This is a genomic window from Thermoactinomyces sp. CICC 10735 (assembly GCF_016055175.1).
GTDB classification, from domain to species: domain Bacteria; phylum Bacillota; class Bacilli; order Thermoactinomycetales; family Thermoactinomycetaceae; genus Thermoactinomyces; species Thermoactinomyces vulgaris.
The window spans coordinates 399,872-423,596 of record NZ_JAECVT010000001.1; the positions used below are offsets into that span (position 1 = coordinate 399,872).

29 protein-coding genes are annotated in these 23,725 nt (G+C 46.0%); 17 read left to right on the forward strand and 12 right to left on the reverse strand.

Going from position 1 to position 23,725, the window contains the following annotated elements:
* Window positions 1-60: 60 nt before the first annotated feature.
* Window positions 61-684 (reverse strand): LysE family translocator, encoded by a 624-nt coding sequence (locus tag I8U23_RS02065; RefSeq protein ID WP_198050659.1) that lies wholly within the window; start codon window positions 682-684, stop codon window positions 61-63.
* A gap of 77 nt (window positions 685-761) precedes the next feature.
* Window positions 762-1,565, reverse strand: coding sequence for a 23S ribosomal RNA methyltransferase Erm (erm, locus tag I8U23_RS02070; protein WP_198050660.1), 804 nt, complete (start codon window positions 1,563-1,565; stop codon window positions 762-764).
* Between the two features lie 504 nt (window positions 1,566-2,069).
* Here erm and I8U23_RS02075 point away from each other — a divergent pair.
* The gene (locus tag I8U23_RS02075) at window positions 2,070-2,522 is read left to right on the forward strand and encodes a hypothetical protein (protein WP_181732155.1); all 453 of its coding nucleotides are present in this window, start codon (window positions 2,070-2,072) and stop codon (window positions 2,520-2,522) included.
* Window positions 2,523-2,549: 27 nt separating this feature from the next.
* Here the strand turns inward: I8U23_RS02075 and I8U23_RS02080 are convergent, their stop codons facing one another.
* Window positions 2,550-2,765 carry a DUF4083 family protein gene (locus tag I8U23_RS02080; RefSeq protein WP_181732156.1) on the reverse strand — a complete coding sequence of 72 codons (216 nt, stop codon included), beginning with the start codon at window positions 2,763-2,765 and terminating at the stop codon, window positions 2,550-2,552.
* A gap of 228 nt (window positions 2,766-2,993) precedes the next feature.
* Between I8U23_RS02080 and I8U23_RS02085 the strand changes: the two genes are divergently transcribed.
* The 6 genes from I8U23_RS02085 (at window position 2,994) to I8U23_RS02110 (ending at window position 7,548) form a co-directional block, all read left to right on the forward strand.
* Entirely contained in the window at window positions 2,994-3,896 is a 903-nt protein-coding gene (locus tag I8U23_RS02085) for an ABC transporter ATP-binding protein (protein WP_198050661.1), read from the forward strand.
* Window positions 3,897-3,898: 2 nt separating this feature from the next.
* Window positions 3,899-4,648 (forward strand): ABC transporter permease, encoded by a 750-nt coding sequence (locus tag I8U23_RS02090; RefSeq protein ID WP_198050662.1) that lies wholly within the window; start codon window positions 3,899-3,901, stop codon window positions 4,646-4,648.
* A gap of 36 nt (window positions 4,649-4,684) precedes the next feature.
* Entirely contained in the window at window positions 4,685-5,410 is a 726-nt protein-coding gene (locus I8U23_RS02095) for an ABC transporter permease (protein WP_198050663.1), read from the forward strand.
* A 225-nt stretch (window positions 5,411-5,635) separates the two neighbouring features.
* Window positions 5,636-6,019 (forward strand): GntR family transcriptional regulator, encoded by a 384-nt coding sequence (locus I8U23_RS02100; protein ID WP_198050664.1) that lies wholly within the window; start codon window positions 5,636-5,638, stop codon window positions 6,017-6,019.
* The gene (locus I8U23_RS02105) at window positions 6,009-6,908 is read left to right on the forward strand and encodes an ATP-binding cassette domain-containing protein (RefSeq protein ID WP_198050665.1); all 900 of its coding nucleotides are present in this window, start codon (window positions 6,009-6,011) and stop codon (window positions 6,906-6,908) included. Before I8U23_RS02100 ends, I8U23_RS02105 begins: the two co-directional genes overlap by 11 nt.
* Window positions 6,883-7,548, forward strand: coding sequence for a hypothetical protein (locus I8U23_RS02110; RefSeq protein WP_198050666.1), 666 nt, complete (start codon window positions 6,883-6,885; stop codon window positions 7,546-7,548). The genes I8U23_RS02105 and I8U23_RS02110 overlap by 26 nt, the downstream gene beginning before the upstream one ends.
* 50 nt (window positions 7,549-7,598) lie before the next feature.
* Here I8U23_RS02110 and I8U23_RS02115 read toward each other — a convergent pair whose 3' ends face one another.
* On the reverse strand, window positions 7,599-7,805 hold the full coding sequence (locus tag I8U23_RS02115) for a hypothetical protein (protein WP_198050667.1): 207 nt from the start codon (window positions 7,803-7,805) through the stop codon (window positions 7,599-7,601).
* 376 nt (window positions 7,806-8,181) lie between these two features.
* Between I8U23_RS02115 and I8U23_RS02120 the strand changes: the two genes are divergently transcribed.
* Complete coding sequence (locus I8U23_RS02120; protein WP_198050668.1) at window positions 8,182-9,678, forward strand: carboxylesterase/lipase family protein; 1,497 nt, start codon at window positions 8,182-8,184, stop codon at window positions 9,676-9,678.
* A 325-nt stretch (window positions 9,679-10,003) separates the two neighbouring features.
* On the forward strand, window positions 10,004-10,324 hold the full coding sequence (locus I8U23_RS02125; RefSeq protein ID WP_198053724.1) for a transcriptional regulator: 321 nt from the start codon (window positions 10,004-10,006) through the stop codon (window positions 10,322-10,324).
* Between the two features lie 497 nt (window positions 10,325-10,821).
* Here the strand turns inward: I8U23_RS02125 and I8U23_RS02130 are convergent, their stop codons facing one another.
* Genes I8U23_RS02130 through I8U23_RS02140 form a run of 3 tightly spaced genes read right to left on the reverse strand, consistent with a single transcriptional unit; the run spans window position 10,822 to window position 12,123 of the window.
* The gene (locus tag I8U23_RS02130; protein ID WP_198050670.1) at window positions 10,822-11,040 is read right to left on the reverse strand and encodes a hypothetical protein; all 219 of its coding nucleotides are present in this window, start codon (window positions 11,038-11,040) and stop codon (window positions 10,822-10,824) included.
* Between the two features lie 3 nt (window positions 11,041-11,043).
* Complete coding sequence (locus I8U23_RS02135; RefSeq protein ID WP_198050671.1) at window positions 11,044-11,691, reverse strand: GNAT family N-acetyltransferase; 648 nt, start codon at window positions 11,689-11,691, stop codon at window positions 11,044-11,046.
* A 54-nt stretch (window positions 11,692-11,745) separates the two neighbouring features.
* Window positions 11,746-12,123 carry a hypothetical protein gene (locus tag I8U23_RS02140; protein ID WP_198050672.1) on the reverse strand — a complete coding sequence of 126 codons (378 nt, stop codon included), beginning with the start codon at window positions 12,121-12,123 and terminating at the stop codon, window positions 11,746-11,748.
* Window positions 12,124-12,239: 116 nt separating this feature from the next.
* Here I8U23_RS02140 and I8U23_RS02145 point away from each other — a divergent pair, with 116 nt between their 5' ends.
* The gene (locus I8U23_RS02145) at window positions 12,240-13,271 is read left to right on the forward strand and encodes a DUF2332 domain-containing protein (RefSeq protein ID WP_198050673.1); all 1,032 of its coding nucleotides are present in this window, start codon (window positions 12,240-12,242) and stop codon (window positions 13,269-13,271) included.
* Window positions 13,272-13,306: 35 nt separating this feature from the next.
* Here the strand turns inward: I8U23_RS02145 and I8U23_RS02150 are convergent, their stop codons facing one another.
* The 4 genes from I8U23_RS02150 to I8U23_RS02165 all read right to left on the reverse strand — a co-directional run bounded on the left by I8U23_RS02150 (window position 13,307) and on the right by I8U23_RS02165 (window position 17,924).
* Window positions 13,307-15,922, reverse strand: a complete 2,616-nt coding sequence (locus I8U23_RS02150) for a phosphoenolpyruvate synthase (protein ID WP_198050674.1) — start codon at window positions 15,920-15,922, stop codon at window positions 13,307-13,309.
* 33 nt (window positions 15,923-15,955) lie between these two features.
* A complete protein-coding gene (locus tag I8U23_RS02155; RefSeq protein ID WP_049720129.1) occupies window positions 15,956-16,447 on the reverse strand; it encodes an NUDIX hydrolase in 492 nt (163 codons plus the stop codon).
* Between the two features lie 104 nt (window positions 16,448-16,551).
* On the reverse strand, window positions 16,552-17,169 hold the full coding sequence (gene wrbA / locus I8U23_RS02160) for an NAD(P)H:quinone oxidoreductase (RefSeq protein ID WP_181733043.1): 618 nt from the start codon (window positions 17,167-17,169) through the stop codon (window positions 16,552-16,554).
* 50 nt (window positions 17,170-17,219) lie between these two features.
* On the reverse strand, window positions 17,220-17,924 hold the full coding sequence (locus tag I8U23_RS02165; RefSeq protein WP_198050675.1) for a pirin family protein: 705 nt from the start codon (window positions 17,922-17,924) through the stop codon (window positions 17,220-17,222).
* Window positions 17,925-18,177: 253 nt separating this feature from the next.
* On the opposite strand from I8U23_RS02165, the gene I8U23_RS02170 reads away from it, so the two are divergent.
* The 5 genes from I8U23_RS02170 to I8U23_RS02190 all read left to right on the forward strand — a co-directional run bounded on the left by I8U23_RS02170 (window position 18,178) and on the right by I8U23_RS02190 (window position 21,516).
* A complete protein-coding gene (locus I8U23_RS02170) occupies window positions 18,178-18,645 on the forward strand; it encodes an SMI1/KNR4 family protein (RefSeq protein WP_181733041.1) in 468 nt (155 codons plus the stop codon).
* 318 nt (window positions 18,646-18,963) lie between these two features.
* The gene (locus I8U23_RS02175; protein ID WP_198050676.1) at window positions 18,964-19,497 is read left to right on the forward strand and encodes a superoxide dismutase family protein; all 534 of its coding nucleotides are present in this window, start codon (window positions 18,964-18,966) and stop codon (window positions 19,495-19,497) included.
* A gap of 96 nt (window positions 19,498-19,593) precedes the next feature.
* Complete coding sequence (locus I8U23_RS02180) at window positions 19,594-20,193, forward strand: competence protein CoiA family protein (RefSeq protein WP_181733039.1); 600 nt, start codon at window positions 19,594-19,596, stop codon at window positions 20,191-20,193.
* 103 nt (window positions 20,194-20,296) lie between these two features.
* Window positions 20,297-21,244, forward strand: a complete 948-nt coding sequence (locus tag I8U23_RS02185; protein WP_198050677.1) for an MFS transporter — start codon at window positions 20,297-20,299, stop codon at window positions 21,242-21,244.
* The gene (locus I8U23_RS02190; protein ID WP_181733037.1) at window positions 21,232-21,516 is read left to right on the forward strand and encodes an MFS transporter; all 285 of its coding nucleotides are present in this window, start codon (window positions 21,232-21,234) and stop codon (window positions 21,514-21,516) included. Before I8U23_RS02185 ends, I8U23_RS02190 begins: the two co-directional genes overlap by 13 nt.
* A gap of 251 nt (window positions 21,517-21,767) precedes the next feature.
* Here the strand turns inward: I8U23_RS02190 and I8U23_RS02195 are convergent, their stop codons facing one another.
* Window positions 21,768-22,151 (reverse strand): VOC family protein, encoded by a 384-nt coding sequence (locus I8U23_RS02195; RefSeq protein ID WP_037995994.1) that lies wholly within the window; start codon window positions 22,149-22,151, stop codon window positions 21,768-21,770.
* Between the two features lie 368 nt (window positions 22,152-22,519).
* Here I8U23_RS02195 and I8U23_RS02200 point away from each other — a divergent pair, with 368 nt between their 5' ends.
* Both I8U23_RS02200 and I8U23_RS02205 read left to right on the forward strand, forming a co-directional pair.
* The gene (locus I8U23_RS02200; protein ID WP_232335414.1) at window positions 22,520-23,062 is read left to right on the forward strand and encodes a GNAT family N-acetyltransferase; all 543 of its coding nucleotides are present in this window, start codon (window positions 22,520-22,522) and stop codon (window positions 23,060-23,062) included.
* A 120-nt stretch (window positions 23,063-23,182) separates the two neighbouring features.
* Window positions 23,183-23,656, forward strand: coding sequence for an SMI1/KNR4 family protein (locus tag I8U23_RS02205; RefSeq protein WP_198050679.1), 474 nt, complete (start codon window positions 23,183-23,185; stop codon window positions 23,654-23,656).
* The last annotated feature ends 69 nt before the right edge of the window (window positions 23,657-23,725 follow it).

Here is a 23,725-nt window from a genome sequence, read left to right on the forward strand (position 1 = left end):
AAAAACCTCTCCATTACCGGAGAGGTTTTTTTACATTTGTCCCGGCAGATCGGGAATTGATCACTTTTCCATAAACACCAGGCGAAGGCCTAAAATTGTATAAATGGCGGCTTCGATCCAATGAACGCCCCGGGAACGGATGAAGGGTTGCAAAAATTTTTTCCCCAACGCAGCGGCTCCCACCGAGACCAGACTGAAGATGGTTAATGCCTGAAGGATAAACATCATTCCGAGCCCGATGAATTGAAAAGTGACGGATCCTGCGTGAGGGGAAACAAATTGCGGCAAAAACGCCAAAAAAAATATGGATACTTTGGGATTGAGCAAATTCATCCAGATTCCCCGTTTATACAAGGCAAAAGCGTTTTGTTTCAAGGGTTTTTGTTTCACGGGACCGGTGCCGGAGCTTTTCAGCGCTTGCCATGCCAAAAAAAGCAGATAAGCCGCGCCGAAATACTTGAGGATTTGAAACGCCAGCGCCGAATGATAAATGACAGCCGAAATTCCAACGGCCACGGCGGCCGTATGCCCCAACAAACCGGTGCACAAGCCGAGCGCCGTCATGATTCCCCCTTTTTTTCCTTGCACCATGCTTTGCGTTGCCACAAAGAGAATATCCGGTCCCGGCATGAGAGTGAGCGCAACAGAAGCCAGCAGAAAATAAAAAACATTGGTCATGTCCATGAGCAGGTGTACTCCCTTTCCATGAAAAATCGTTTTTCATTATATTAAAAAATCCCCCTGTTTTTCAGGGGGATTTTTTATTTTGGCCAGCGGTACGGCGGGACATGCCGGACCATGGTGTAAAAAACCACGGCCCACTCTGCGTCGCTTAACCGTCCGACCGGCGTATTCCTGCTCTTCTTCAACGTTTTCACAAGATGCGTGATTTGCGGTGTCGTGAAAATCCCTCTGAAAACTTCAACGACCGGCAACTCCGGATGCTTCAGGGCATAAGACGCCAGTTTAAAAAACAAAATGCGAAACCGGACGGAAATCAAGGGAGGGGCTTTTCTCTTGATAAACAAAACGGCCGAATCCACCTTCGGAGGCGGTGCAAAATGATACCGGGCGATGGTCCTTCCCATCGTTAAATCAAAATACATCCGCCAAGCCAGAATGCGCGGGTTCGTGGAAGGATGGCTTGTGAAGCGTTTGGCCGCCCCTTTTTCCATCACCAGCAAACCGTTTTGAAACGGATTTTCAGGCCGGTCCATCAATCTTTTCAATATCGGGGTGGTGATGGAATAAGGGATATTGGATACCACCGAATACGGTTTATCGGGCAAGTTCACTTCCAAAAAATCCTTTTCAATCACCCTGACATTCCTGTGTGGTTTCATTTCTTCCCGCAAAATCTTTGCAAAAGAAAGATCGTTTTCAATGGCGATGACCTTTTTGGTTTTTTGCGCCAGATGAACGGTCAAAGCTCCTTTGCCTGCACCGATTTCCACCACCTGATCCTCCGGGCCGACTCCGGACATCTCCACAATGCCCGCTGCCAACCGTTTGCTTTTCATTAAATGTTGTCCCGGAAAATTTTTTCTTAACTTCTTTTTACTCATATTTTCTCACCTTCCGCATTCTGCCCGGTGCAAAGCGAATGCGGAGATGAGCCTGTTTTTCAGGCGCACGAAAACACACCAAGCCTGTACCGGCCCGGCGGGATGTCGGCAATGAAATCAAAAAAGGAGGGGAATCCCCTCCCTTTTCAATCTATTCATATACACAGGTTTTACCTGAAAAGGGCAGACTGATCCCGATTCACTCTGCACATGGCAGGGCTTTGAATTTTTAAAATCAGTTGTTCAAAGCTTGAAATCGGAGTCTGCAGAAATACATTTCAGGTAAATCCTCCTTCGTTCTTGATTGAATAACACGGTAAAGTCTAACATGGATGCTTGTTTTCATCAACCTTAAAAGTTAATTCCCACCTTCCTGATGCCTGAAATTTTTTCAGTTGATCCCGTCCATTGGTGTGAAAAATGAGATGGATTTGTGGAATGGATATTATAAAATTGAATCAGGGAATTTTTTTCCTCAAATGAAACAGAAAAGGATGTGAAAAAATGAAACCGTTTTTTGTCATTGGAAAGAGTTTGTTCTGTTTTTTGCTGGTCCTGACCATTGCCGGAACAACCGGTTTTTCTCCCCTTCCGTTAGCAGCGGCAGATCAGCCTGCAAACTCGGAGCAGTGCCCGAATGCGGAGAATTTGATCCAACCGGATGAAAACGCGGAAAAAGAAATCCGTGATGTCCTCCCGCAATTGATTCAAGAAACCTATGGCGACGATTCCCGTTACCAAAATTACGAGGTCAAACGGATCCTTTCCCTCAAGGATCCCGAATCTTCCCCCTACTCCGGCATCGCTGAACAACAGTGCGGAAAAGAAGTTGCCGGAAAATCCCTGCTGGTGGAACTGTTCTTCCCGGAATTCCTCCCCAGCGCCAGCTTGTCGCAAGGACAAGTTTTCGTGGCCAAAACGAATGAGGGATGGAAAGTTTGGTATCGCTATCATTAAAACTGAAATCGCCCTTGGACAGTTTGTCTAAGGGCGATTTTCTTCCGGTTGCTCCTTTGCATCCTCCACCGTTTTCCCCAAATGCCGGAGGATTTGATCCAATTTCTGATTGATCTGGTGAGTCATCATCACCATTAGTTTCAAGCTGCTCATGATGGTGTAAACAAACTTTGCAAACGATACGAAAAATAAGATGACCAGGACGATGAGCACCAAATTGTAAATCAAATTAAAGAATAACATAAAAATTATTACATTTACGAATATTTTTTAATCCTTTATGTTTGTAAATCATCAAAAAGGGGTAATTCTTCTCTGCCGATCGTCAGAAGGGCTGTGAATGATGAAATCTTTATCAAAGGGATTTCGTTCAAAATACATTAAGTGAAAAAATGAAATTTCATCTGACAAGCGATCAATATTTTGAATTTTATAACTCTGCCGTCTCAAGGAAGGAGCCCGTGGAAAGACATGGTCTTACAAACCGAAAATCTTTCGAAAGCTTATCGCGGCCAAATGGTTGTAAACCGGTTAAACATACAAATTGAAAAAGGACAAATTTACGGTTTTTTGGGCCCGAATGGCGCCGGGAAAACAACAACCATTCGCATGATTTTGGGACTTACCCGCCCGACGGAGGGGACGGTCCGGATTTTCGGGAAAGAATTTCACAAACATCGCATTTCCATACTGAGCCGGGTAGGCTGTTTGGTGGAAACCCCCGGCTACTATGGACATTTAAATGGTTACGAAAATTTGGATATCGCCCGCCGGATGCTTAAAGTTCCTCCGTCACGGATTGATGAAGTGCTGAAAATGGTTCATTTGGAAGATGCAAAACATAAAAAAGCCAAAGATTATTCGCTCGGTATGAAACAACGGCTGGGAATCGCCATGGCTCTTCTGAATCAACCGGACTTTCTCATTCTTGATGAACCGACAAACGGTCTGGATCCATCCGGAATACAAGAAATCCGGGAATTGATCAAACAACTTCCGCAGATGTTTAATGTGACCGTATTCGTGTCCAGCCATTTGTTGAGTGAAGTGGAACAAATGGCTTCCCATGTTGGTATTATTCATCAAGGCCGGCTTTTGTTTCAGGGATCACTTGCGGACTTGAAAAAACAAAACCAAAAACAGTTTAAAATGAAGACAGACCGGTTGGACGAAGCGGAAAAATTGCTGAAGCAACATCACTATTCCATTTCGCGGGATCATGAGTTTATTTATATCGACTCCCTGCCGACGGAAAAAATTAATTCATTACAAAGATTACTCATCGACCATCACTTTATCATTTATCACTTCCAAGAAGAAGAAAACTCGCTGGAACAAATGTTTTTTCAGATTTTGGAGAATGGAGATCATTGATCATGAATTCATCTGTTATCAACGAATGGATTAAAATCCACCGTAGTTGGGTCATTTGGCTTTTCATTTTTGTTCCTGTTGTGACCTGTTTTCTCCTCACACTTGCCCTTGGGTACTATTTGCAAAAAGGCCACTCTCCAGAACAGGGTTGGGGATTGATCTTGTCACTTACCAGCCGATACTTATGGCAAATCATCGCTTTCACTGTTCCTGTCTTCATTGCCTACATCGTCAACATGGAACAGTTTTCGAATATGTGGAAGTTTCTTTTTGCCATGCCTTTGGCGAAATGGAAAATCTATGTTGCCAAATTCTTCTGGGGATTCGCCACCACCTTGGTTATGGGGCTTTTGTTTGTTTTTGGCATATACATCATGGCTGAATTGCACGATGTTGAACACCTTGTCACCATCGGCCAATTGTTTTCTTATGTGTATGCCCCTTTTCTTCTGGCCATCCCCTTTGTGGCTTTTCAATTATGCGTATCCATGGCCAGCAAGAACCAATCTGTGCCGATTTCATTTGGAATCGCCTCAATTATTCTTGCCCCTGTTTTTAAAGGATGGGGTTGGTGGACACCGTGGGAATTTTGGTCTACGTTCCTCCCCTCTCCGCCTTTGTCGGTTCAGGCATTGTTCCCCGGGGAAACGAGTGCATTGCTTAACTGGGAAATCCTCTTGTTATCTGTTTTGTTTGGCGCCATCTGGCTGGTGATCGGAATTACTGTGTTTTACCGAAAAGAATTTGATTAATCGACTGAAAGGGAGATATGATTGGGGAATTTGTTCATGGCCGAATGGATGAAAATCCGGAAAACAAATATTTGGCGGTTGATTCTGGTTCTTCCATTGGTTCCGATTGCCTATGGGATCTTCATTTATGCCCGGTTTGTATCCGAAAATTATCAAGCGACCAATGATTGGCTGATAGCTTGGGGAATGGCGAACTACTTTTATCCAACCATCTTCTTTCCAATCCTTTCCGTATTATTGGCAGCCAATCTGTGTAAGGTGGAGCATGAAGGACATAATTGGATTAGAGCTTTAACTTGTCCTGTTTCTTGGAAACAACTGTATTTATCCAAGTATCTGTGGCTTGTCCTCTTATTGGGATTGGCTCAGGTAATTGCCTTGTCGGAGTTTGCTGTCATCGGGGAATTCGCCCGGTTGAATCATCCGTTTCCATGGGCCTTGCTGATTCAATGCCTGGTTCTCGGATGGATAGGGATTTTGCCGTTGGCCGCATTTCATTTGGCAGTATGCGCATATTGGAGCAACTATGTACAATCAGTCATTCTCAATATTTTACTCATCCTTCCGGTTTTTTTGATCATCGGTTCAAAAAAATACACTTGGTTGGGGTATGTTTACCCTTGGGCTCTCCCGGCGGTCGGAACGAACCAAATATTGCTCCGTTCTTTTCACATTCAAGTATTGATCATTGTTCTCATGTGGCTGATTCTGTTTTTGATTGGCGGAATCTCACTCTTTATCAAACAAAAATCCAATCATTAAAAACCGGTTTAAAACCCATGGACCATTTTTTGGTTTATGGGTTTTTTATTGGTTTTTGGAACATTTTCTTGTACCGGTTCCCCTTTTTCCATCAGGCTTTTTTCGATCCTCATCCAAAATCAGTCACAAAACCTGTTGACCTGACTCTTAACTACTGTTACACTTATACACATAGGTATATAACCATTTAACGAGATAAGCGTGGAAGTAAGGTGGTGATACACATTGAGCCGGAAGCTGGACAGCCACAAGCCGATCTTTTTGCAAGTCCGGGAAAAAATCGAGGACATGATTGTCAACGAACAGCTGAAGGAAGACGAACAGGCTCCTTCCACCACGCAACTGGTGAACTTTTATAAGATCAATCACGCCACGGTCTCCAAAGGCGTCAACCAGCTGGTTGAGGAAGGAATTCTTTATAAAAAAAGGGGCATCGGCATGTTTGTGGCCAAAGGGGCCAGAGAAAAACTGATTCAAAAACGAAAAAAGGCTTTTGTGGATGAATATGTCGTCCCTTTGGTGCAAGAAGCCCACAAGCTGGGGATCGCGGAAAGTGAAGTGTTTGCGCTGATCAAAAAAGAAAGGAAAGGGATTGAGGATGAATTATAAAGTGGAATTCGACAATGTATCGTTGCGATACAAAGACTTTGAGGCGCTCAAAAATGTTTCCTTCCAACTGGAAAGCGGAAAGATTTACGGTTTGCTCGGCCGGAACGGAGCCGGAAAGACCTCCCTCCTTTCTCTCTTGTCATCTTTTCGCCTGCCGACGGAAGGATCAATCTTGATTGGCGGGGAACCGCCGTTTGAAAACCCGAAGATCATGCCTCATGTTGTGTTGGTTTACGAAAAAGATTACAAGGAAGAGCGGAATAAAGTCTCCACTTTCATTCAGGATGCAGCCAAGTTCCGCCCGTTCTTTGACATGGATTATGCACTTCTGCTGGCTGAGAAATTCAAGCTTCCTTTAAACAAAGAAGTGAGAAAACTGTCAAGAGGAATGAAGTCGGCGATGAATGTGACCATCGGACTGGCCAGCCGGGCGCCCGTGACCATTTTTGACGAGGCTTATCTTGGCATGGATGCTCCGACCCGGGAAATGTTTTATAAAGAATTGTTGGGAGACCAAGCCAAACATCCCCGGACCATGATTTTATCCACCCACTTGGTGTCTGAAATGGATTATTTGTTTGAAGAAGTGCTGATTCTCGATCGCGGAAAGCTGTTGCTCCATGAAGACTATGAAACCTTGATTTCCAAGGGACTCACCATCACAGGAGATGCCGGGGCGGTTGATGATTTCACCAAAGGTCGGAAGATCTTGAACGAAGAGCAGCTCGGAAATACAAAATCGGTGATTGTGTTCGGAGATTTCAATGAAGATCTCCGGTTGGAAGCCGAAGAACAAGGATTGGAAACCGGGACCTGCTCTTTGCAAGATCTGTTTATTCATTTAACAGGCAAGGAGGATGCATATGAAACCAACAGCCGTATTTCCTAAAGTGGCCAAAGACATGTACCTGGAACAAATGAAATGGACGGTTTGGTATCTGGTTTTTGTGTTGGTTACCCAAATCGTACATCTTTATTCCAGTTATTTTACAATCGATGATAACACCGCGGTGAAAGGAATTTTGGTGTTTCTTTTTCAATCGGCAAAGGTTTATATGATCGTGATCGCAATTATTTCCGTCAACGGATTCCTGTCTTATTATGTCGGGCAGGGAGTCACCCGGAGAGATTTTTGGGCCGGCTCGATGCTTGCCGCGCTCGGGCTGACGGCCACGATCACTTTCTCCGCCGTGATTCTCACTTATTTGGAATACGGGATTTTGGAGATGTTCCAGCTGTCTCATTTGCTGTCTGACGAATTTTTGAACGGAAACGGGTGGCTGGTGATTCAATATCTGCTTAATATCTTTTTCTATTACTTGGCAGGTTACCTGATCGGAGTCGGTTTTTACCGGTTCCACTGGATCGCCGGAATCGGATTTGTTGCCTTTTTCCTTCTTTCTGTTTCAGCGCTGGAATGGAGCGAAAAATATTCGCTCGGGCTGAATATATTGAGTTCTGCGGCGGCCATTGTCCTCTTTCTCACCTTATTGCGCCAGTTAACAAAGAATATCGCCGTGAAGTTGTAAATGGATCCGGGAGACTCAGGTCCGCATGTTGCCTGAGTCTCTTTGCCTTTTCATGACGTCTGGGATTCATCCCTTTTTTGCTTTGCCAAGTGTTTTTTTTGAATCCAGACCAGCAATTTAAGGATCAGGAACAACAGAAAGATGGCTCCTGATATGATGGACACAACCTTCCAAAAACCAAAAAAGTTCGCGGCCCGCAAAATGATGAGCAGGATGGTAAAAGGAATGAGAAAGCCGATGACATCCTTCCCTTTCACGAAACCCTCTTCCTCCTTTTTTGTTGGAATATCGTTCAGGTTAACGAGCTTGTCCCTCAGTGTCAATAAGGTGTAAGTGACAACATCCCAAACAAAATTCAGTGCGAAAAAACAAAGCGGGACGGATTGGCCGGAGGTTGATCAAAAGGGCACCCCCTCTAATTCATGCTGGATCTTTCCTTTGTGTTTTAAAACTTAAAGCACCGGATTGCCGGCTGTATGGTCCGGTTGGATATTGTCATCACATCGTGGATATCAGTGGATCCGGTGCGATGGATTGCTTCAGGGGAACTTTTAAACACTTGAGTTTGACAACCACTCCTTAATCATTTAAGATTTAAATGAAAATTAAAATAAATCAAAAAGAGTGATTCAAATGAATACGTTGGTGGAAACCCGTTTTGGGAAAGTACAAGGCGGTACAGACGGAGAGGTTTGTTTTTGGAAAGGGATTCCTTATGCGAAACCTCCGGTGGGAAAACGCCGCTTTCAAAAACCGGAACCGCCGGAGAAATGGGATGGCGTTTGGGAGGCCACCCGGTTCCGGTCCATGGTGATGCAGCCGTCCGGCACCACCTTCAGCACCGTGCTCGGGGAAGCGGATCTTCCTGTGAGCGAAGACGGTCTTTATCTGAATATCTGGTCGCCGGCAGCCGACGGAAAAAAGCGGCCGGTGCTCTTCTGGATCCATGGCGGCGCCTACCAGTTTGGATCCGGCGCTTCCCCCTGGTATGACGGGACGGAGTTTGCCAAAAACGGAGATGTGGTGGTTGTCACGATCAACTACCGGTTGAACGCGTTTGGATTTTTGTACTTGGCAGATTGGTTCGGCGACGAATTTTCAGCGTCGGGCAACCTGGGAATATTGGACCAAGTCGCTGCACTGCGCTGGGTGAAAGAAAACATTTCCGCATTCGGCGGCGACCCGGAGCAAATCACCATCTTCGGGGAGTCGGCCGGAGCCGGAAGCGTCGGGGTTCTGCTTTCCCTCCCGGAAACCAAAGGGCTGTTTCAACGGGCGATCTTGCAAAGCGGATCGGGTGCCATTTTGCTCCGTTCCTCTCAGACAGCCTCGGGCATCGCGGAACAAATTCTTACGAAAGCCGGCATTCGAAAAGGAGACCGCGACCGGTTGTTATCCATCCCGGCCGGTGAACTCCTTGAAGCCGCACAATCCGTGAATCCGGGAATGGTTTTTGGTCCCGTTGTGGACGGCACCGTATTGAAAACCCATCCGATTGAAGCGTTGGAAAACGGAGCCGCCGGCGATATCCCGATCATCATCGGGGTGACAAAGGATGAGTACAATTTATTTACACTGACTGACCCTTCCTGGACGACAGCGGGAAAAGAAGAACTGATGGACCGGATCGAACAGGAAATCGGGTCGGTTCCGGAAAAAGTTTTTCCATATTACTTATCTTCCGGGGATCCATCGCAACCGGTATGGCAAAAGCTGTTGCGCGCCATGACCTACCACATCTTTACCCGGGGCATGTTAAAAACGGCTGACGCCCAAATCAAGCAAGGCGGGAAGGTTTGGGTTTACCGGTTTGATTACGAAACCCCGCTCTTTGACGGTCGGTTGAAAGCATGTCACGCACTGGAAATCCCCATTGTCTTTCACAACCTGCATCAACCGGGGGTCGATGTGTTCACCGGCACACATCCGAAGCGGGAGCTAATTTCCCGGCAAATGCATGAAGCATGGATTGCCTTTGCCCGGACAGGGGATCCGAACGGCGACCATCTCCCCGATGCGTGGTTGCCCTTTGCACAAAAAGACCGGCCGGCCATGGTCTTTGACACCGAAACCAGAGCGGAAAAGCATCTGTTTGACCGCGAGCAGGAACTGTGGGAATCAAAGGCTTGAGTGATTTGCTCAAGCCTTTTTTGCATTTCACGTATGTATTCGGATTTGGAATTAAACAATGGTGCTTTTATCGGAATGGGGAGTGTTTGCTTATAATGAACGGGTTTACAAAGCTTGTTTTGGTACCGGATTACTGAAATGATCAAAAGGAAATATCATGACGTAATAATCAGGGGATCTTGAGAAAGAAATACATGGAGTGTTATGTCCCTTGAAAAACAGAGACGCCGGTGGCATCACCATCACAGGGTCTTTCTTTTCAAATCATGGTTTGTAGTTTATAATGCAAACTAGTTAATCATACATATGGAGTGTGGTTCCATTGATGCCCTTTAAGGAAATGGCAAAACTGAATAAATTGATTCACGAACCGGCCCGACTTGCCATTATGAGCGCGCTGGACGCCTGCACGATGGCTGAATTTTTGTTTTTGCAAGAATTGACAGGCTTGACGAAAGGAAACCTTTCTTCCCATTTATCCAAATTAGAAAAGGCGGAATATATCCAAATCCAGAAACAATTCGTACGCAAAAAAATCCCGCATACCACCATACGAATCACACATGAAGGCCGGGCTGCGCTTCACAATTATTGGGAACAACTGGATCGCATCCGCGAGGTTACCAAAAAATGGAATAATAGTTAGGAAGCGGATTCTCTCAACCTCTTCCCCTCTGTTTTTCAGAGGGTTTTTCTTCCTTAAAATCCCAACACAAAGAGAGCGATTCCAAGGCCTCTTACAGCTTTTCACCCCCTTTTTCGACCTGTTCCTCTCAAAAAGAAATAAACCGCCCTTAAATCGAAAATCAGAAGGCTGTTTTTCCCGGATCGGAAATCCATATTCCATTTATTGGAATGTATTTTTCTTCATCCGGCTGCTTATCTCTTGATTATTTTGTTTGTTCTGATTAACAAGAATATTTGTGGCGCGAAACAGCCGCGGGTTTCCTTCTCCTCCCTCTTGATCCACTCTATTTATGCCCTCTACAGGGTTACAAAACAATTCTTTTGTAACTATATAAAGATAAAATGCCGAAACCCCTTGATTTACAAGGGGTTTGGCGATCGGATATTTCCCACACATTTTTCCGTCTGTCTGAGAGTCAAATGGTCGTCTCACCAAGTTAACTTGTTAATGAGATATCAATCTGCTGCTATTTTCTTCACCATATGGACGTTATTCAAAAACATGTGAAATCCTTCCTCCTCCAGCAAGCCCGTCACCATTTTCTTCTTTGCGGGGCAGTATAAAAACTGGTATCGGGATGCTTCCGCGGAAGCCATCACATGTCGCAACAACTGACGGGCCAGTTCTTCCGCTTCAGGATGCTCCGGGGCTGTCTCCAATTGCAACAAAGTCAAATCTTACACTCGTCCTAGGTCATCGGTTGTCCGCCTCACCAACGCATATCCGGCTTCCTTTCCGGAAGAATCGGAAATGATCCATGCTTCATCTCCTTGAAACCAATGGGTTTGCCACGGAGCCGGATCGGGATAAAAAGAAAAAGCGGCAACGGTTGCCGGATGGGCGCTGCGGATGTTGTATCCGGGAGCCGCTGGTTGTTTCCGGCTGAAGTTTTCTGTCTGGTAAATGAACAAGGAATCATCGATGTCATACCCGTATTGCTGATATAACCGGATGGCCGGCTTGTTTTCGGCGATCGCTTCCAGTGTTGCCAGTTGCACATGTTCCCGTTGATACATCTCCACCAATGCTTCCATCAGCCGGCTCCCAACTCCTTTTCGTCTCCATCCGGGAAGAACGGCTGTCCCTCCGTTCCAAGCGACTTTTTTTCCTTTGATCTCCCCGATAGCCGTGAACACAAAACCGACCGGCCGGCCATCGGCCCAAGCCACCAGGGAATGGGCCGGCGAAATTTTTTCCCGGACCATCCTGTTCATTAACCGGTCAAAAGTGAAATTCATGTTCACAAAGTAATCCGCAAAGGCTTCGTTCCACAATTGCAACGTTTGTTCCCACGTGCACCTGCTCAATGGATGAATCGTAACCATGGCGCTTCCTTTCTTTTTGTTTGATATAATATCGGTGTAAAACGTTTGCGGGGATTAAAACGCGGATTCCTGAAGGACTTCCTCTTCTTCGGAAATGCCTTGTTTTTTAAATTGCAACCGGCACCAAAAAGCCGACTTGGCATAATCCCAAAGATACCGGCTGAATTCCCCGTTTGGATGTAAATAGTTCCACACCTCAGGGAAATATTTCTTTATATCAGATAAAATCTCCTTTTCCTTCTGACTCATCACATGCAAGTTATGCCGGTATTTCAAACCCAGGGTTGTCAGGCAGTCCGTCACCTCCACCGGGACTTTCCGCCAGATTTGTTTCCACTCTTCATAAGGTTCCATCAAATAATGAACATTCAGATCTCCGTCGTTGTAGATATCATAGAGCAAATGCCCCGGAATCGTCTCTCGGTTTTTCATTCTGTCCCCTGCCTTTTCCATGGAATAAATCGGAACCCCTTTATAGTATTAGGAAACACTTGGCAGATTCCCTTTATTTTCAAGATGATTTTTTGCGAAAGAAGGTGCGCACGGAAATGAAAAGAGAAGCGTTATCTGTTTTGTTTCGGAATTTTGCCTTGATAGAATGTCACCTCTCCAGTCCGCTCTATCAACAGTTGTCATTAAAAATCGCCCAAGACGATGAACTTCTCGCTTTGGCATCCCATGCCCGGCGTGGACAACCCGTTCCCAATCTCCTGTTCGGGGCGGTCCATTATCTGTTGTTAAAAGAGAAAGACCATCCCCTGAAAAATTACTATCCGGATCTGGTGAAATCCCCGCGGGAAGCAGACGAGGCCTTTCCTGCCTTTCGCGACTTTTGCCTTATGTTCAAGGACGAAATTATCCCCGTTCTCCGGGAAAAAAGGGTGCAAACCAATGAAACCGGGCGTTGTGCTTATCTTTATCCCGCCTTTTGCTTGATTTACAACCGGGTGAAAAAGCCCCTTTCCCTGATTGAAATCGGAACCAGTGCTGGATTGCAACTGTTATGGGATCATTACCGTTATTCATATGGAGGAAGTCAAACTTACGGGCATCCGTCTTCTCCCCTCCGGATTGAATCGGAAATCCGGGGAACCCGGCAACCCTTCTTGCTCCCGGACAGTCCCCCTGTCGCTTTCCGGGCGGGCGTCGACTTAAATATCATGGATTTAACGGATCAAGAAGATTTTTTATGGATGCGATCCCTCATCTGGCCGGAACACCAAAAACGGGTCAGACTTTTTGAAAAAGCCGCACAGCAATTAAAAAAACACCCCCTCCGACTGATTGAAGGCGACGGGGTTGAAATGCTTCCCAGGTTAGCCCGTCAGGTACCGGAAGATACAGCCCTCTGCATCTTTCACACCCATGTCGCCAACCAAATGCCGGATCAAACGAAGCAAAAGCTGAGGGATCAGATCGGGGAGTTGGGGAGAACCCAAACCATTTTTCATTTATACAACAATATGGAGGACCGGGATGTTCTTCATTTGGAGACATATAGTAATGGGAGAAAAAAACATGAGGTTTTGGCCAAAACGGAGGGACATGGCCGTTGGTTCGCATGGAAATCCCCGGAATGAAAAAAACGGGGTCCGGTTTGGACCCCGTTTTCCCTTCAGGATGCGTCATCCAAAATTTCCACGATCCCTTGGTTTCCGTCCACACGGATTTTTTGTCCGTCTTGAATCCGTTTTGTCGCCTGATCAACACCCACCACTGCCGGAATGCCGTATTCCCGGGCCACCACCGAGCCGTGGGTCATCAGGCCGCCCACTTCGGTCACAACGGCCTTGGCCGACTGAAATAACGGCGTCCAACCGGGATCGGTGTGCGGGGCGACAAGAATTTCCCCTTCATGCAGCCGGGCCTCTTCCGGTTTGAACACTACCCGGGCAATCCCTTCCGCCACTCCGGCGGATGCCGGAACGCCCGCCAAAGCGCCTTCCGGAAGGTTTTCCGTTGCGCGGGATCCGGTGATGCATTCCCCTTCACTGGTCATCACTTGCGGGGGCATTAACGTTTGATGCCGTTCATAAGCTTCCTTCCGCTCATTGATCAGCTTTTTCACATCTTGCCGGAAGGTTCCTTGCAAAAGCAAGATCAATTCATCCATCGTAAGGAAAAACACGTCGTCTTTTTTCTCGAAAACCCCTTTTGCCACCAGCTGTTCCGCTTCTGAAAGAATCGCTTTTTTACACTCATCCAACAGGCGTGTGAGGAAATATTTCGGGTGCTCCCGAAGACCGCCGGCGTTGCGGCAGACAGTGATCAGCCGCTTCAGCCATTTTCTCTTCAGCCTGTTGGAGCCTGCCTGTTTTAAGATCCGCCCGATGGCTTCATTCGCTTCCTTTTCTCCTTGTGCAAATTTTTGCCGGTGTTCCCCGGGCTTGACACTGCGCATGTGTCCCAGGATGGCCGGAACCAACTGTGTCGGCGCTTCCCGCCAGCGCGGCTTGGTGAGATCGATTTCTCCAGGGCAGCGATGGCCGTATTTTTCCATGAACTTAAGAAATGCTTCTTTAAATTTCGCTCCCCCTTCCACCCGATCCAATCCGTCATAAAACGTTTTGTCCTCTGCTTGCTCCAGATAATTTTGCAATGCCGGAAACTCCCGGACGATGTCTGCCAAATCACCGATTTCCAATCCCATTTGGCTGGTGACATTTCCGGACAGCGATTTGTTGATTTCATACAGATCCCGGGTGTCCCCGATGGACTGTTTCAAGAGCAGATAGGAAAGCGGATAACAGATAACGTATGAAAACAAGTTTTTAAGCACATCTTTTCCCAAATGGTTCAATTCATATCGGATGGTTTCCAGTCGGTTGTCTCCGCTTGCCCGCTGAAAGCTTTGGTTGATTTCACTCCATTTTTGTTCAATGAAACGTTCTGCTTTGCGGCGGGCCAGTTCGGGATCGCGCACCCAAAGGTTTTTCCAAATCTCTTTCACCACCGTCAGGATAAAGCGGCGGTTGGACCGGAGCAATCCCCGTTTGGCCGGGACATCAAGAAATTCCGGGCGCTGGATCACCTCGCGGATGGCATTGCTCAACGTTTGATCAAAAACATTTTCCATCGCTTTGGGAAAGAGCTTTCTTCCCGGCTTTGTGCGCAAAAGTTCCGTGGGATTCACAAAAAGGCGGTTGCCGGCTTCCACCAGGAAGTTTTTCGGGAAAATGGAGCGCAAAACAGAAATTCCCATCGGTTTCATGGCATCGGTCATCATTTGCACGTGTCCGAATGAAAACATGACTTGCAACGGCTTTTGGGGAAGATCCGGCAACGGATACAACGATGTGATTGGACGGCTTTGCACGACATAGATCTTCCCTTTTTCCACGCAAAATTCAATGTCTTGCGGAGTCCCGAAATGCTTTTCAATCTTTTTGCCGATTTCCGACAGTTGAAGGATTTGGTGATCCGTCAAAGCCGGCCGAGCCTGTTGTTCGGGCGTGAGGGTTTTCTTCACGGTTCCGCCTTCCGGCAAGGAGTAGATGGCGATTTCTTTGTTTCGGATGTTTTTTTCCAGAATCCGCCCTTCTCTTACTTTATACAGGTCGGCCGACACCATGCCGGAGACAAGCGCTTCCCCCAGACCAAAGCTCGCATCGATGGAAACGACGTTCCGGTTCCCGCTTAACGGATCAGCCGTAAACAGGATTCCGGAAACTTCCGGATCCACCATCCGTTGCACCACCACCGATAAATAAACCTGACGGTGATCAAATCCGTTTTTGATCCGGTAAGAAATGGTGCGGTCCGTAAACAAAGAGGCCCAGCATTTTCGGATATGCCCGAGCAACGCTTCCTCTCCCTTGATGTTCAAATATGTATCCTGTTGACCGGCAAACGAAGCGGTCGGCAAATCTTCCGCGGTCGCGCTGGAACGGACGGCATATGGATATTGTTTTCCGGTGGATTCCCAAGCTTTGGTGACCGCATTTTTTATTTCACCCGAAATCTCAAGCCGGGTGAGATGGTCGCGAATGCGCCGGCCCATCTCCCGCAGGCCGTCCAAATCATCCGGGTTCAGGCAGTTCAGTTCATCCAAAAGCGAATCCATCTCCCGGCCGGACTGAATAAAGTCCAGATACGCGCGGGTGGTGATGCAAAATCCCTCCGGCACCGGAAAACCGGCTTTACAGAGTTCCCCCAGATTGGCTCCTTTTCCCCCGACTTGTTGAATGCGGGAAACATCCACTTCATCAAAAAACAAAACATAGTCGTTCATCGGCGGGATCCCCTTTCCTGCTTATGGATTCGGTTATTCAATGGCAATGGGTTCGGCAGGATACTCCCCTTTTAAAAGCAGAATCAATCTTTGCCCCAACTGCTTGGGGAAAATCAGTTCCTGGGTGTTCATGATTTCATCCACACTCCACCAATGGTGGGCTTGGTAAGTCTCTTTCTCCACCTCTGTAAAATGATCCGTCGAAATCTGTTTTCCCTGCACCCGTGCCACATAATAATATTCAATAAAACGGGTTTCCTTTTGATGGACAAACAGATGAATATCCCGGATCCATACCAACGGCCCCCAATTCACACCGTCCGCCAATCCGGTTTCTTCCCACAGCTCCCGTTTGGCCGCTTCCAGATAAGACTCATTTTCTTCCACCCCGCCTCCTGGTGGAAACCAGACCGGCTCTCCGGCCGGATTTTCTTTGCTGGTGACGGAAGGGTCTTTCATCTTAAACAGCAGAATCCGGTCTTGTTCGTTGAGTAACACAATACGGGCGGTTTCCCTTGTTTTCACTGTAAAGACTCTCCTTGCTTCCTCAAGATGTTCCATCCCTTCCATTATAATATGAAAAAGCACCGGTGATCGAAATCCGGTGCTTTTTCTGATAATCCATAAAATCAGCTTTGGCTTTGCCCTTTTTTGATCCAGCCCGCCACGGTGAGAACGCGCCGGGTTTGATGTTGAACCGCTTTTTCCGCATCATCTTTCCAGTTGCCGTTATTGTCAATGGTCACGGAAGTGCCATACGGGTTGCCGCCGGATGCCGGGATGGAAGGATCGGTATATCCCGGTGCGACGACAATCGCTCCCCAATGGTACATCGTTGTGTACAGGGACAAAACCGTCTCTTCTTGCCCCCCGTTTGGGTTATTGGCCGAAGTCATCGCACTGACCACTTTGTTGACCGTTTTTCCTTGGGCCCAGATGCCTCCCGTCGTATCCAGGAATTGTTTCATTTGGGACGAAACAATGCCAAAGCGGGTGGGGGTACAGAAAATAATCGCATCCGCCCAAACAATGTCATCCGGCGTTGCAACCGGAACATCTTTGGTGGCTTCATAATGGGCTTTCCACGCCGGATTGGATGCAATGGCTTCTTCCGGTGCCAATTCCTGTACCCTCAACAGACGGACCTCGGCTCCTTCTTTTTTCGCTGTTTCCGCAGCGATTTGAGCCATCTTGTAGTTGGTGCCGGTCGAGCTGTAATAAATGATCGCCAATTTCACATTTGCCATGCTCATGCCTCCTGTCGGTTATGGTTAATCCTCACCGGATTCTCATCCGGTTAAGGAAGATCAATCAACATCACGAAACAACCTTCATCGGTTTCCACCGTTAACGAAGATACATCTGTTATTCTTGCCGAGTCCCGGCGCTTTAACACATGATCCCCGTTGAGAAGGACATCGCCTTCGATCACAAAGAAAAAGATCCGCCGGTTATCTTTCTGCTCAAACGTGATGGATTTGCCGGCTTCCAGTTTGGAAAGATAAATCGTCATATCCTGATGGATCAATGCCGTCTGATCTGACGCAGGATGCTTGGATACCACCGGCAACAGGCGGTTTTTCATCTTTTCCGGGTCAAAAGATATCTGTTCATAGGAAGGTTGAAGCTCGCTGGTTTCCGGCAAAAACCACATCTGCAGGAAATTCACTTCTTCCGTTTCTGACGGATTCATCTCGGAATGAATAATTCCCGTACCGGCACTCATGCGTTGCACTTCACCAAAAGATAATGTTTCCATGTGGCCGGCACTGTCCTCATGCCTTAATTGCCCTTTCAACACAATGGAGACAATCTCCATTTCCTTATGGGGATGCATGCCAAATCCCGTCCCCGGTTGGACGGTGTCATCATTGAGCACACGCATGGGACCAAAGTGCATATTCCCGGGGTCAAAATATTCAGCAAATGAAAAGCTGAAATAACTTTTCAACCAACCGTGATCAGACACAAAACGGTTTTCGGCAGGATAAATCTGAATCATGGTCCACAGCCTTTCTGATTCTTCTATTCTTTCTTTGCTATGGTTGACGAAAAAGGTTATTTTCCCTCTCCCTTCATACATTTGTGTAATCAACTTACTTTTAATAAGTATAATAGGTTACCAACGGACTTTTGTCAATCCGTTACCCGGAATCCGGCACCCCATCCAATCGGAAGTTATGTGTGGCATCGTAAAAGGAATCGTCATACAAGCGAAGTATTGTATTCAGGGAAAACAGAAAGGAGTAAAAAAGATGATTAAATGGGAAGCTGTAAAGCAACCAGCGACAGATGAAGATATTCAACATATTGAGGATTTTGTTGGTAAAAAGTTGCCTGGAGATTATGTAGAATTGGCGAAGGTTTATCACGGAAGTGTTCCAGGAGTATGCATTGATGTTGATGGGGAACCTTACCCATTTGATCAATTGTTATCTGTTTCAAAAGAAGACGGAGAAGAAGAGGATTTTTGCCATGTAATCGGAGCCTATAGACATATGTACTTGGATGAAAACTCAGATCCGACTCTTCCTGAAGGATTTGTCCCTTTCGCATTGGATGGACAGAATAAATGGTATTGTTTTGATTATCGGGAATCCACTGAATCCCCCGCAATTGTGCTTATTAACTGGGAAGCTCATTATGAAGATGATCCGGACTACGTTGTAACCTTTATAAAAGAATCGTTTAATGAATTATTGGAAAGTCTGTATAAACTTTAATTTCTTTTCTACAGCGCTATGGTAAATGTAGCAAACTTCCGGTGCTTTTTTATCGCAACTCGCATACTTTTTCCCATGGAAAAGAGCCTTCTCCGGTCATGGAGAGGCTTTTTTTTATTATCCCGGCATAATGGAACGGATTGGCCAGAATTGATCAAATGGCTTCATTCCTGTCACCACTTTCCCGGCCGTCGCTGTTAGGACCATCAAGATAGATAAAGGATAAACTGAAAAAATGGGCGGCAAAATGGGTCGATATCCAGAAATCCCTTCATAGGATAAAAAGAAACTTCTTTTTTCATCCGGAGGTGTCATGACATGTACCTTGCTCATTACCCTGTTGGCGGATATTTGGCCAATCAACCCAATTATCAAGCTTATGCCTGGATCCAAGGCGGTCCGCTCGCGCCGGAACTCAGAGGCTATGTGACATTTACTGAAGTACCGGGCGGCACCGAAGTGTTTATTGAAGTGAACGGACTGCCTCCCTATCAACCGGGAGGAAACGGCCGGCAACCCGTTGGTCCGTTTGGATTCCATCTTCATGAAAACGGCAGTTGTGCCGTTGGAAATCCTGACGATCCGTTTCAAGCGGCCGGTAATCATTGGAATCCGGACAACCAACCCCATGGCAATCATCCCGGAGATTTCCCCGTTCTCTTTTCAAATAACGGGTATGCACGGATGAGCTTTTTCACCAACCGTTTCCGTCCATCCCAAGTGATCGGAAAATCGGTCATGATCCATCAAAACCCGGATGACTTCCGCTCCCAACCTTCGGGAAATGCCGGAAAACGCCTGGCTTGCGGAGTCATCCAGGGAGTTTATGGTTCAACGTCTGTATTCCGATAAAAACAGCTCTGAAAACAATAGTTTTATTTGGATAAAATATTTATAATATTGTTAGAAGATAAAAATTTTAATTCGAATGGAACGGGGGTTGTCTGCTTGGCTTCCGGAATCCCAGCGAAGTTTCGTCAGTTATACGGGTTGGTCCCATGCGGACTTTCGCCCGACGGCAAAACACTCATTGCCCCCCGGGATGCCGACTCTTTTCAAAAATACCGGTGTCCGGAGTGTAGAGAACCGCTGAAATTAAGGAAAAGCAACCGCAGAAAAACACATTTCTCCCATAATCACATGAAAGACAGCGAATGTTTGCTGTACCATTCACAGGTCACCTTGGCGAAATGGGTTCTCCGCCATGTTTTTCAGCAATGGTTGGCACAAAAAAACACCACTCCCATTCAAATCAGTTTCTTCTTCCAACCTCCGCATCCCATTCCCTTAAACCCGGTTTATCAGATCAAATGGGATCAACGCTTCCGTGACCACACCTCCCATCTTTCCCTGCATGACGAAGACGGAAAAGCCCTGCTTTATATCGGAATCATTGATGAAGCACAAAGTCCCCGCCTCCCATCTTCCCGTTGGCTTGAGGTTTCAGCAGAGCATGTGTTGTCCGATCCGTATAGGTTGGAATCGTTAAACCCGTCCATGGCTCCACCACCTTTTTTAAAATACGAACAATTGAAACTCGATTTTTAAATCTTCCAGGCACCGGTGCCCCGGTTATTGCTAACGAGGAGCCGGTGCTTTAAATCACAACATCTTCAAGCAGATAAACCTGCGCACAACAGGAGGATCACCGATGAAAAAAAGACTCATATCCAGAAACCGCAATTACCGTTTTCTGTGGTTGGGACAAACAGGAAGCGTCTTGGGGGATTGGTTTAATCAAGTCGCACTGGCACAAACCGTTCTTTTTTTGTCTGATTCCGCCTTGTCGGTCGGTATTCTTTTGATGTGCCGCGCCCTGCCTTCTGCCCTTTTGGGGGTGTTCACCGGTCCTGTGATTGATCATTTTTCCAAGAAAAAAATCATGATTCTCACGGATTTGGCGCGCGGTCTCATTGTATCCTCTTTTATGTTCGCCTTTCTTTTCAAGCAAGTTTGGATCTTGTATGCCGGTTCTTTTTTGATCGGATGCCTGAGTGCTTTTTTTAATCCTTCCCGCCAAGCGGCCATCCCTTCGGTGGTGGCCAGAAAAGACTTGGCGGAAGCCAATTCATTTTCCTCCGCAACGGACAGCATGATCGGGATTCTGGGAGCGGTTTTGGGGAGAATCGTATCCACGGCTTTCAACCCGCTGATTTGTTTTGTCATCAATGCAATCTCTTATTTCTGGTCCGCTTTTTGCATTTTTCAGATGAAATGGTCCGAATCCGTCTCTCCTTCACACTCTGATTCCTATATCGAATCACTCAAAAAAGGGTTTCACGAAGCCTCCCGTAACCAAGTCGCCCGGGCCATTATCCTCATCGGCATCAGTTGGGGTTTTGCCGGCGGAGGATATTACATATTGATCCCTTTGCTCGGTAACAACGTTTATCAAATGCAGGGGTTGGGGATCGGCATCCTGTATGCTGTTGACGGATTGGGCGTTTTGACTGGGGCGTATCTTGTCAAGAAATTCGTGAATCATCAATATCGCCGGGGGATTGTGTGGTACGGGGCTTCGTATCTCTTCCAAGCCGTTTTTTTCGCTTTTCTGCACATACCAATACGCTGCTCACGGGAATCTTCATGCTTTACTTGATGCGACTGTTTTCCGGCATCATCATCCCGCTTGATACATACATGCTGCAAATGAATACAACCGAAGCCGTTCGCGGCCGTGTCTTCTCTCTGCATATGGCAACCTATGGCGGAGTGATGCAATTATCCTATATTGTATCCGGATGGGCTTACGAGCAACTGGGAATTTCCGTTACCGGGCTTGTTATCGGGATCATCTCTTTCTTATGCGGCATTCATTGGCTTGTGCAATACCGACTCGGCAAGTTTGTTTCGCACTCCAATGTCATATAAAAAGGACTTGGAATGCCCAAGTCCTTTTTATACAAACCTTTTGACAAGACTGTTTGTATGTGATAGTTTTTTATTTTTTATGTTTATTGTTGATGAGTGTTTGTGTTACAAACTGGTTTGGGCATATAATGGTGTTTTATCATTGACATTTCTGGAATCCATGTGGTTCTCACTGCCCTTTGGTAAATGTGATAAATCTGTTTGGATCGAATACCTCTTAGAAAGCAATACAAATAACCAAAAAGCCCCCTTCAACTTTGGACAATCTGGATCAGGTTCCCGCATGTATCATCAAATACTGCCAGGGAGATTCCATCGATGTTGGTCGGCTCCATGGTAAATTTCACACCTTTCTCTTTTAAACGCTCATACTCCTGATGAACATCTGCGACCCCAAACTGAACGGCCGGGAGCCCGTCAGCATATAATTTCTCTTGGTATTCCTTGCCGGCCGGATGATGGGCAGGTTCCAGCAACAATTTTGTGCCATCCGGATTCTCTGGGGAGACCAGTGTCAACCATCGGTATTCACCGGCTTGGATATCCTCCTTTTTTATAAACCCCAGTTTTTCGGTATAAAACCGAAGTGCTTTGTCCTGGTCTTTCACCAACAAGCTCATCACAACAATTTTCATCGGGGTTTCCTCCCATTTCCTTGTTTAAGATGATTTATTCCTTTGTTTCACTTAATGCGAATGAAATATACTTCTCTAAGTGTGATTCATGTCCTTTGTATTTTGTTGATTCAGTTTGTTTTACAAACTTGTTTTTATTAAATAATGGTTTTTAGAGTCCATTGCCTCCAATTCCGGTTCTTCCTCTGCTTTCAACGCGGGTAAAAATTTTTCAAATAAACCATTGAAGGCATTCAGCGTCATTTATAAGATAAAACCAGTATGATAGTACATAGTATTCGAATAATTCCAAGAACCCCGCTTCAAGCCAACCGAATCCGCTTGATGTCTTAACCCACCTACTTCTCCATGAAAGGACAATCAATATGATGAATCATTTATCCATTGCCAAACCGGCAAAAGAAGATACCCAAGCAGCGTTTGCCGTGTTTGAAGCCTCAATCATTGATGCTTTTGAAAAAGAAGGCCTTGGAGATTTAACCAATGATATGGCCTGTGAGATTGATTCCAAAAAGAACTTGCTCACCTCTTCACTGGAGAATGACAACTCGGGCATTTCCTTTCTGGTTGCCAAAATGAACGGCCGACTGATCGGAACGATTTCTTTCGGGCCTTGCGGGAGAGAAATCAAAAAATTGACCCATCACAAGCTGGAGTCCATCGGGGAGCTTGGCAGTCTTTATGTATTGCCTGGTTTTCAAGGCAAAGGCGTGGGGTCCGCTTTGATTCATTCCATGATGAAACAGCTTCATCAATCCGGAATTGAACAATTTTGTTTGGACAGTGGCTACATGCATGCTCAAAAAAAGTGGTTAAGGAAATTTGGCAAACCTTATCACATCGCCAAAGATTACTGGGGAAAAAATCGTCACTACATGATTTGGCTGTGCCGGGTCATTGATTACGTGTAAACCTCTGAATAAATGAAGAAAGATGACATTCTTGGAATTTTGGACGGGATCGTTGGGTTCGGTGGTGCACTGTTTACCCTTTTCTTTGGTACCCGTGGATTAAAATGAGGTGAAAAAAATATGATTGAATTTCGGATATTAGAGGAAACTGAGAAACCTGCTGATGATGAATTGGCTGAAGTGGAAGAACATTGTGAAATAAAATTGCCACCAGACTTTGTAAGATTCTATAGCCAATATGACATGCCGGAAAATCTTGAAGGAGAAATATACATAAAGGCAAAAGGTTACCCATATCCCCTTCAACTGGATGGGTTTTATTTGCCAGACCAAATGATTGAAGAATATGACGTCAGATTGGATGAGGATGAATCAATTCAAAGCAAAGACAAACTCATTCCGTTCGCTTTTGATTCATCAATCAATCAGTATTGTTTCTTTTACCCAGCCAATAACGAAAATGACCCTATTATTGTTTGGGTAGACTCAAATCATGCAGCACAGGATCTTTTCCGTGAAAATAAATTTAATCCGGAAGCTGTTGTAGTGGTAAGGAAAACATTTAAACAATTTCTCGAAGATCTGTATATTTAATACTTAAAAAAACAGTTCATCAATCCCTTAGGTTACTTGTGCTGTCTACCCATTCCAAACTTAAAGAAG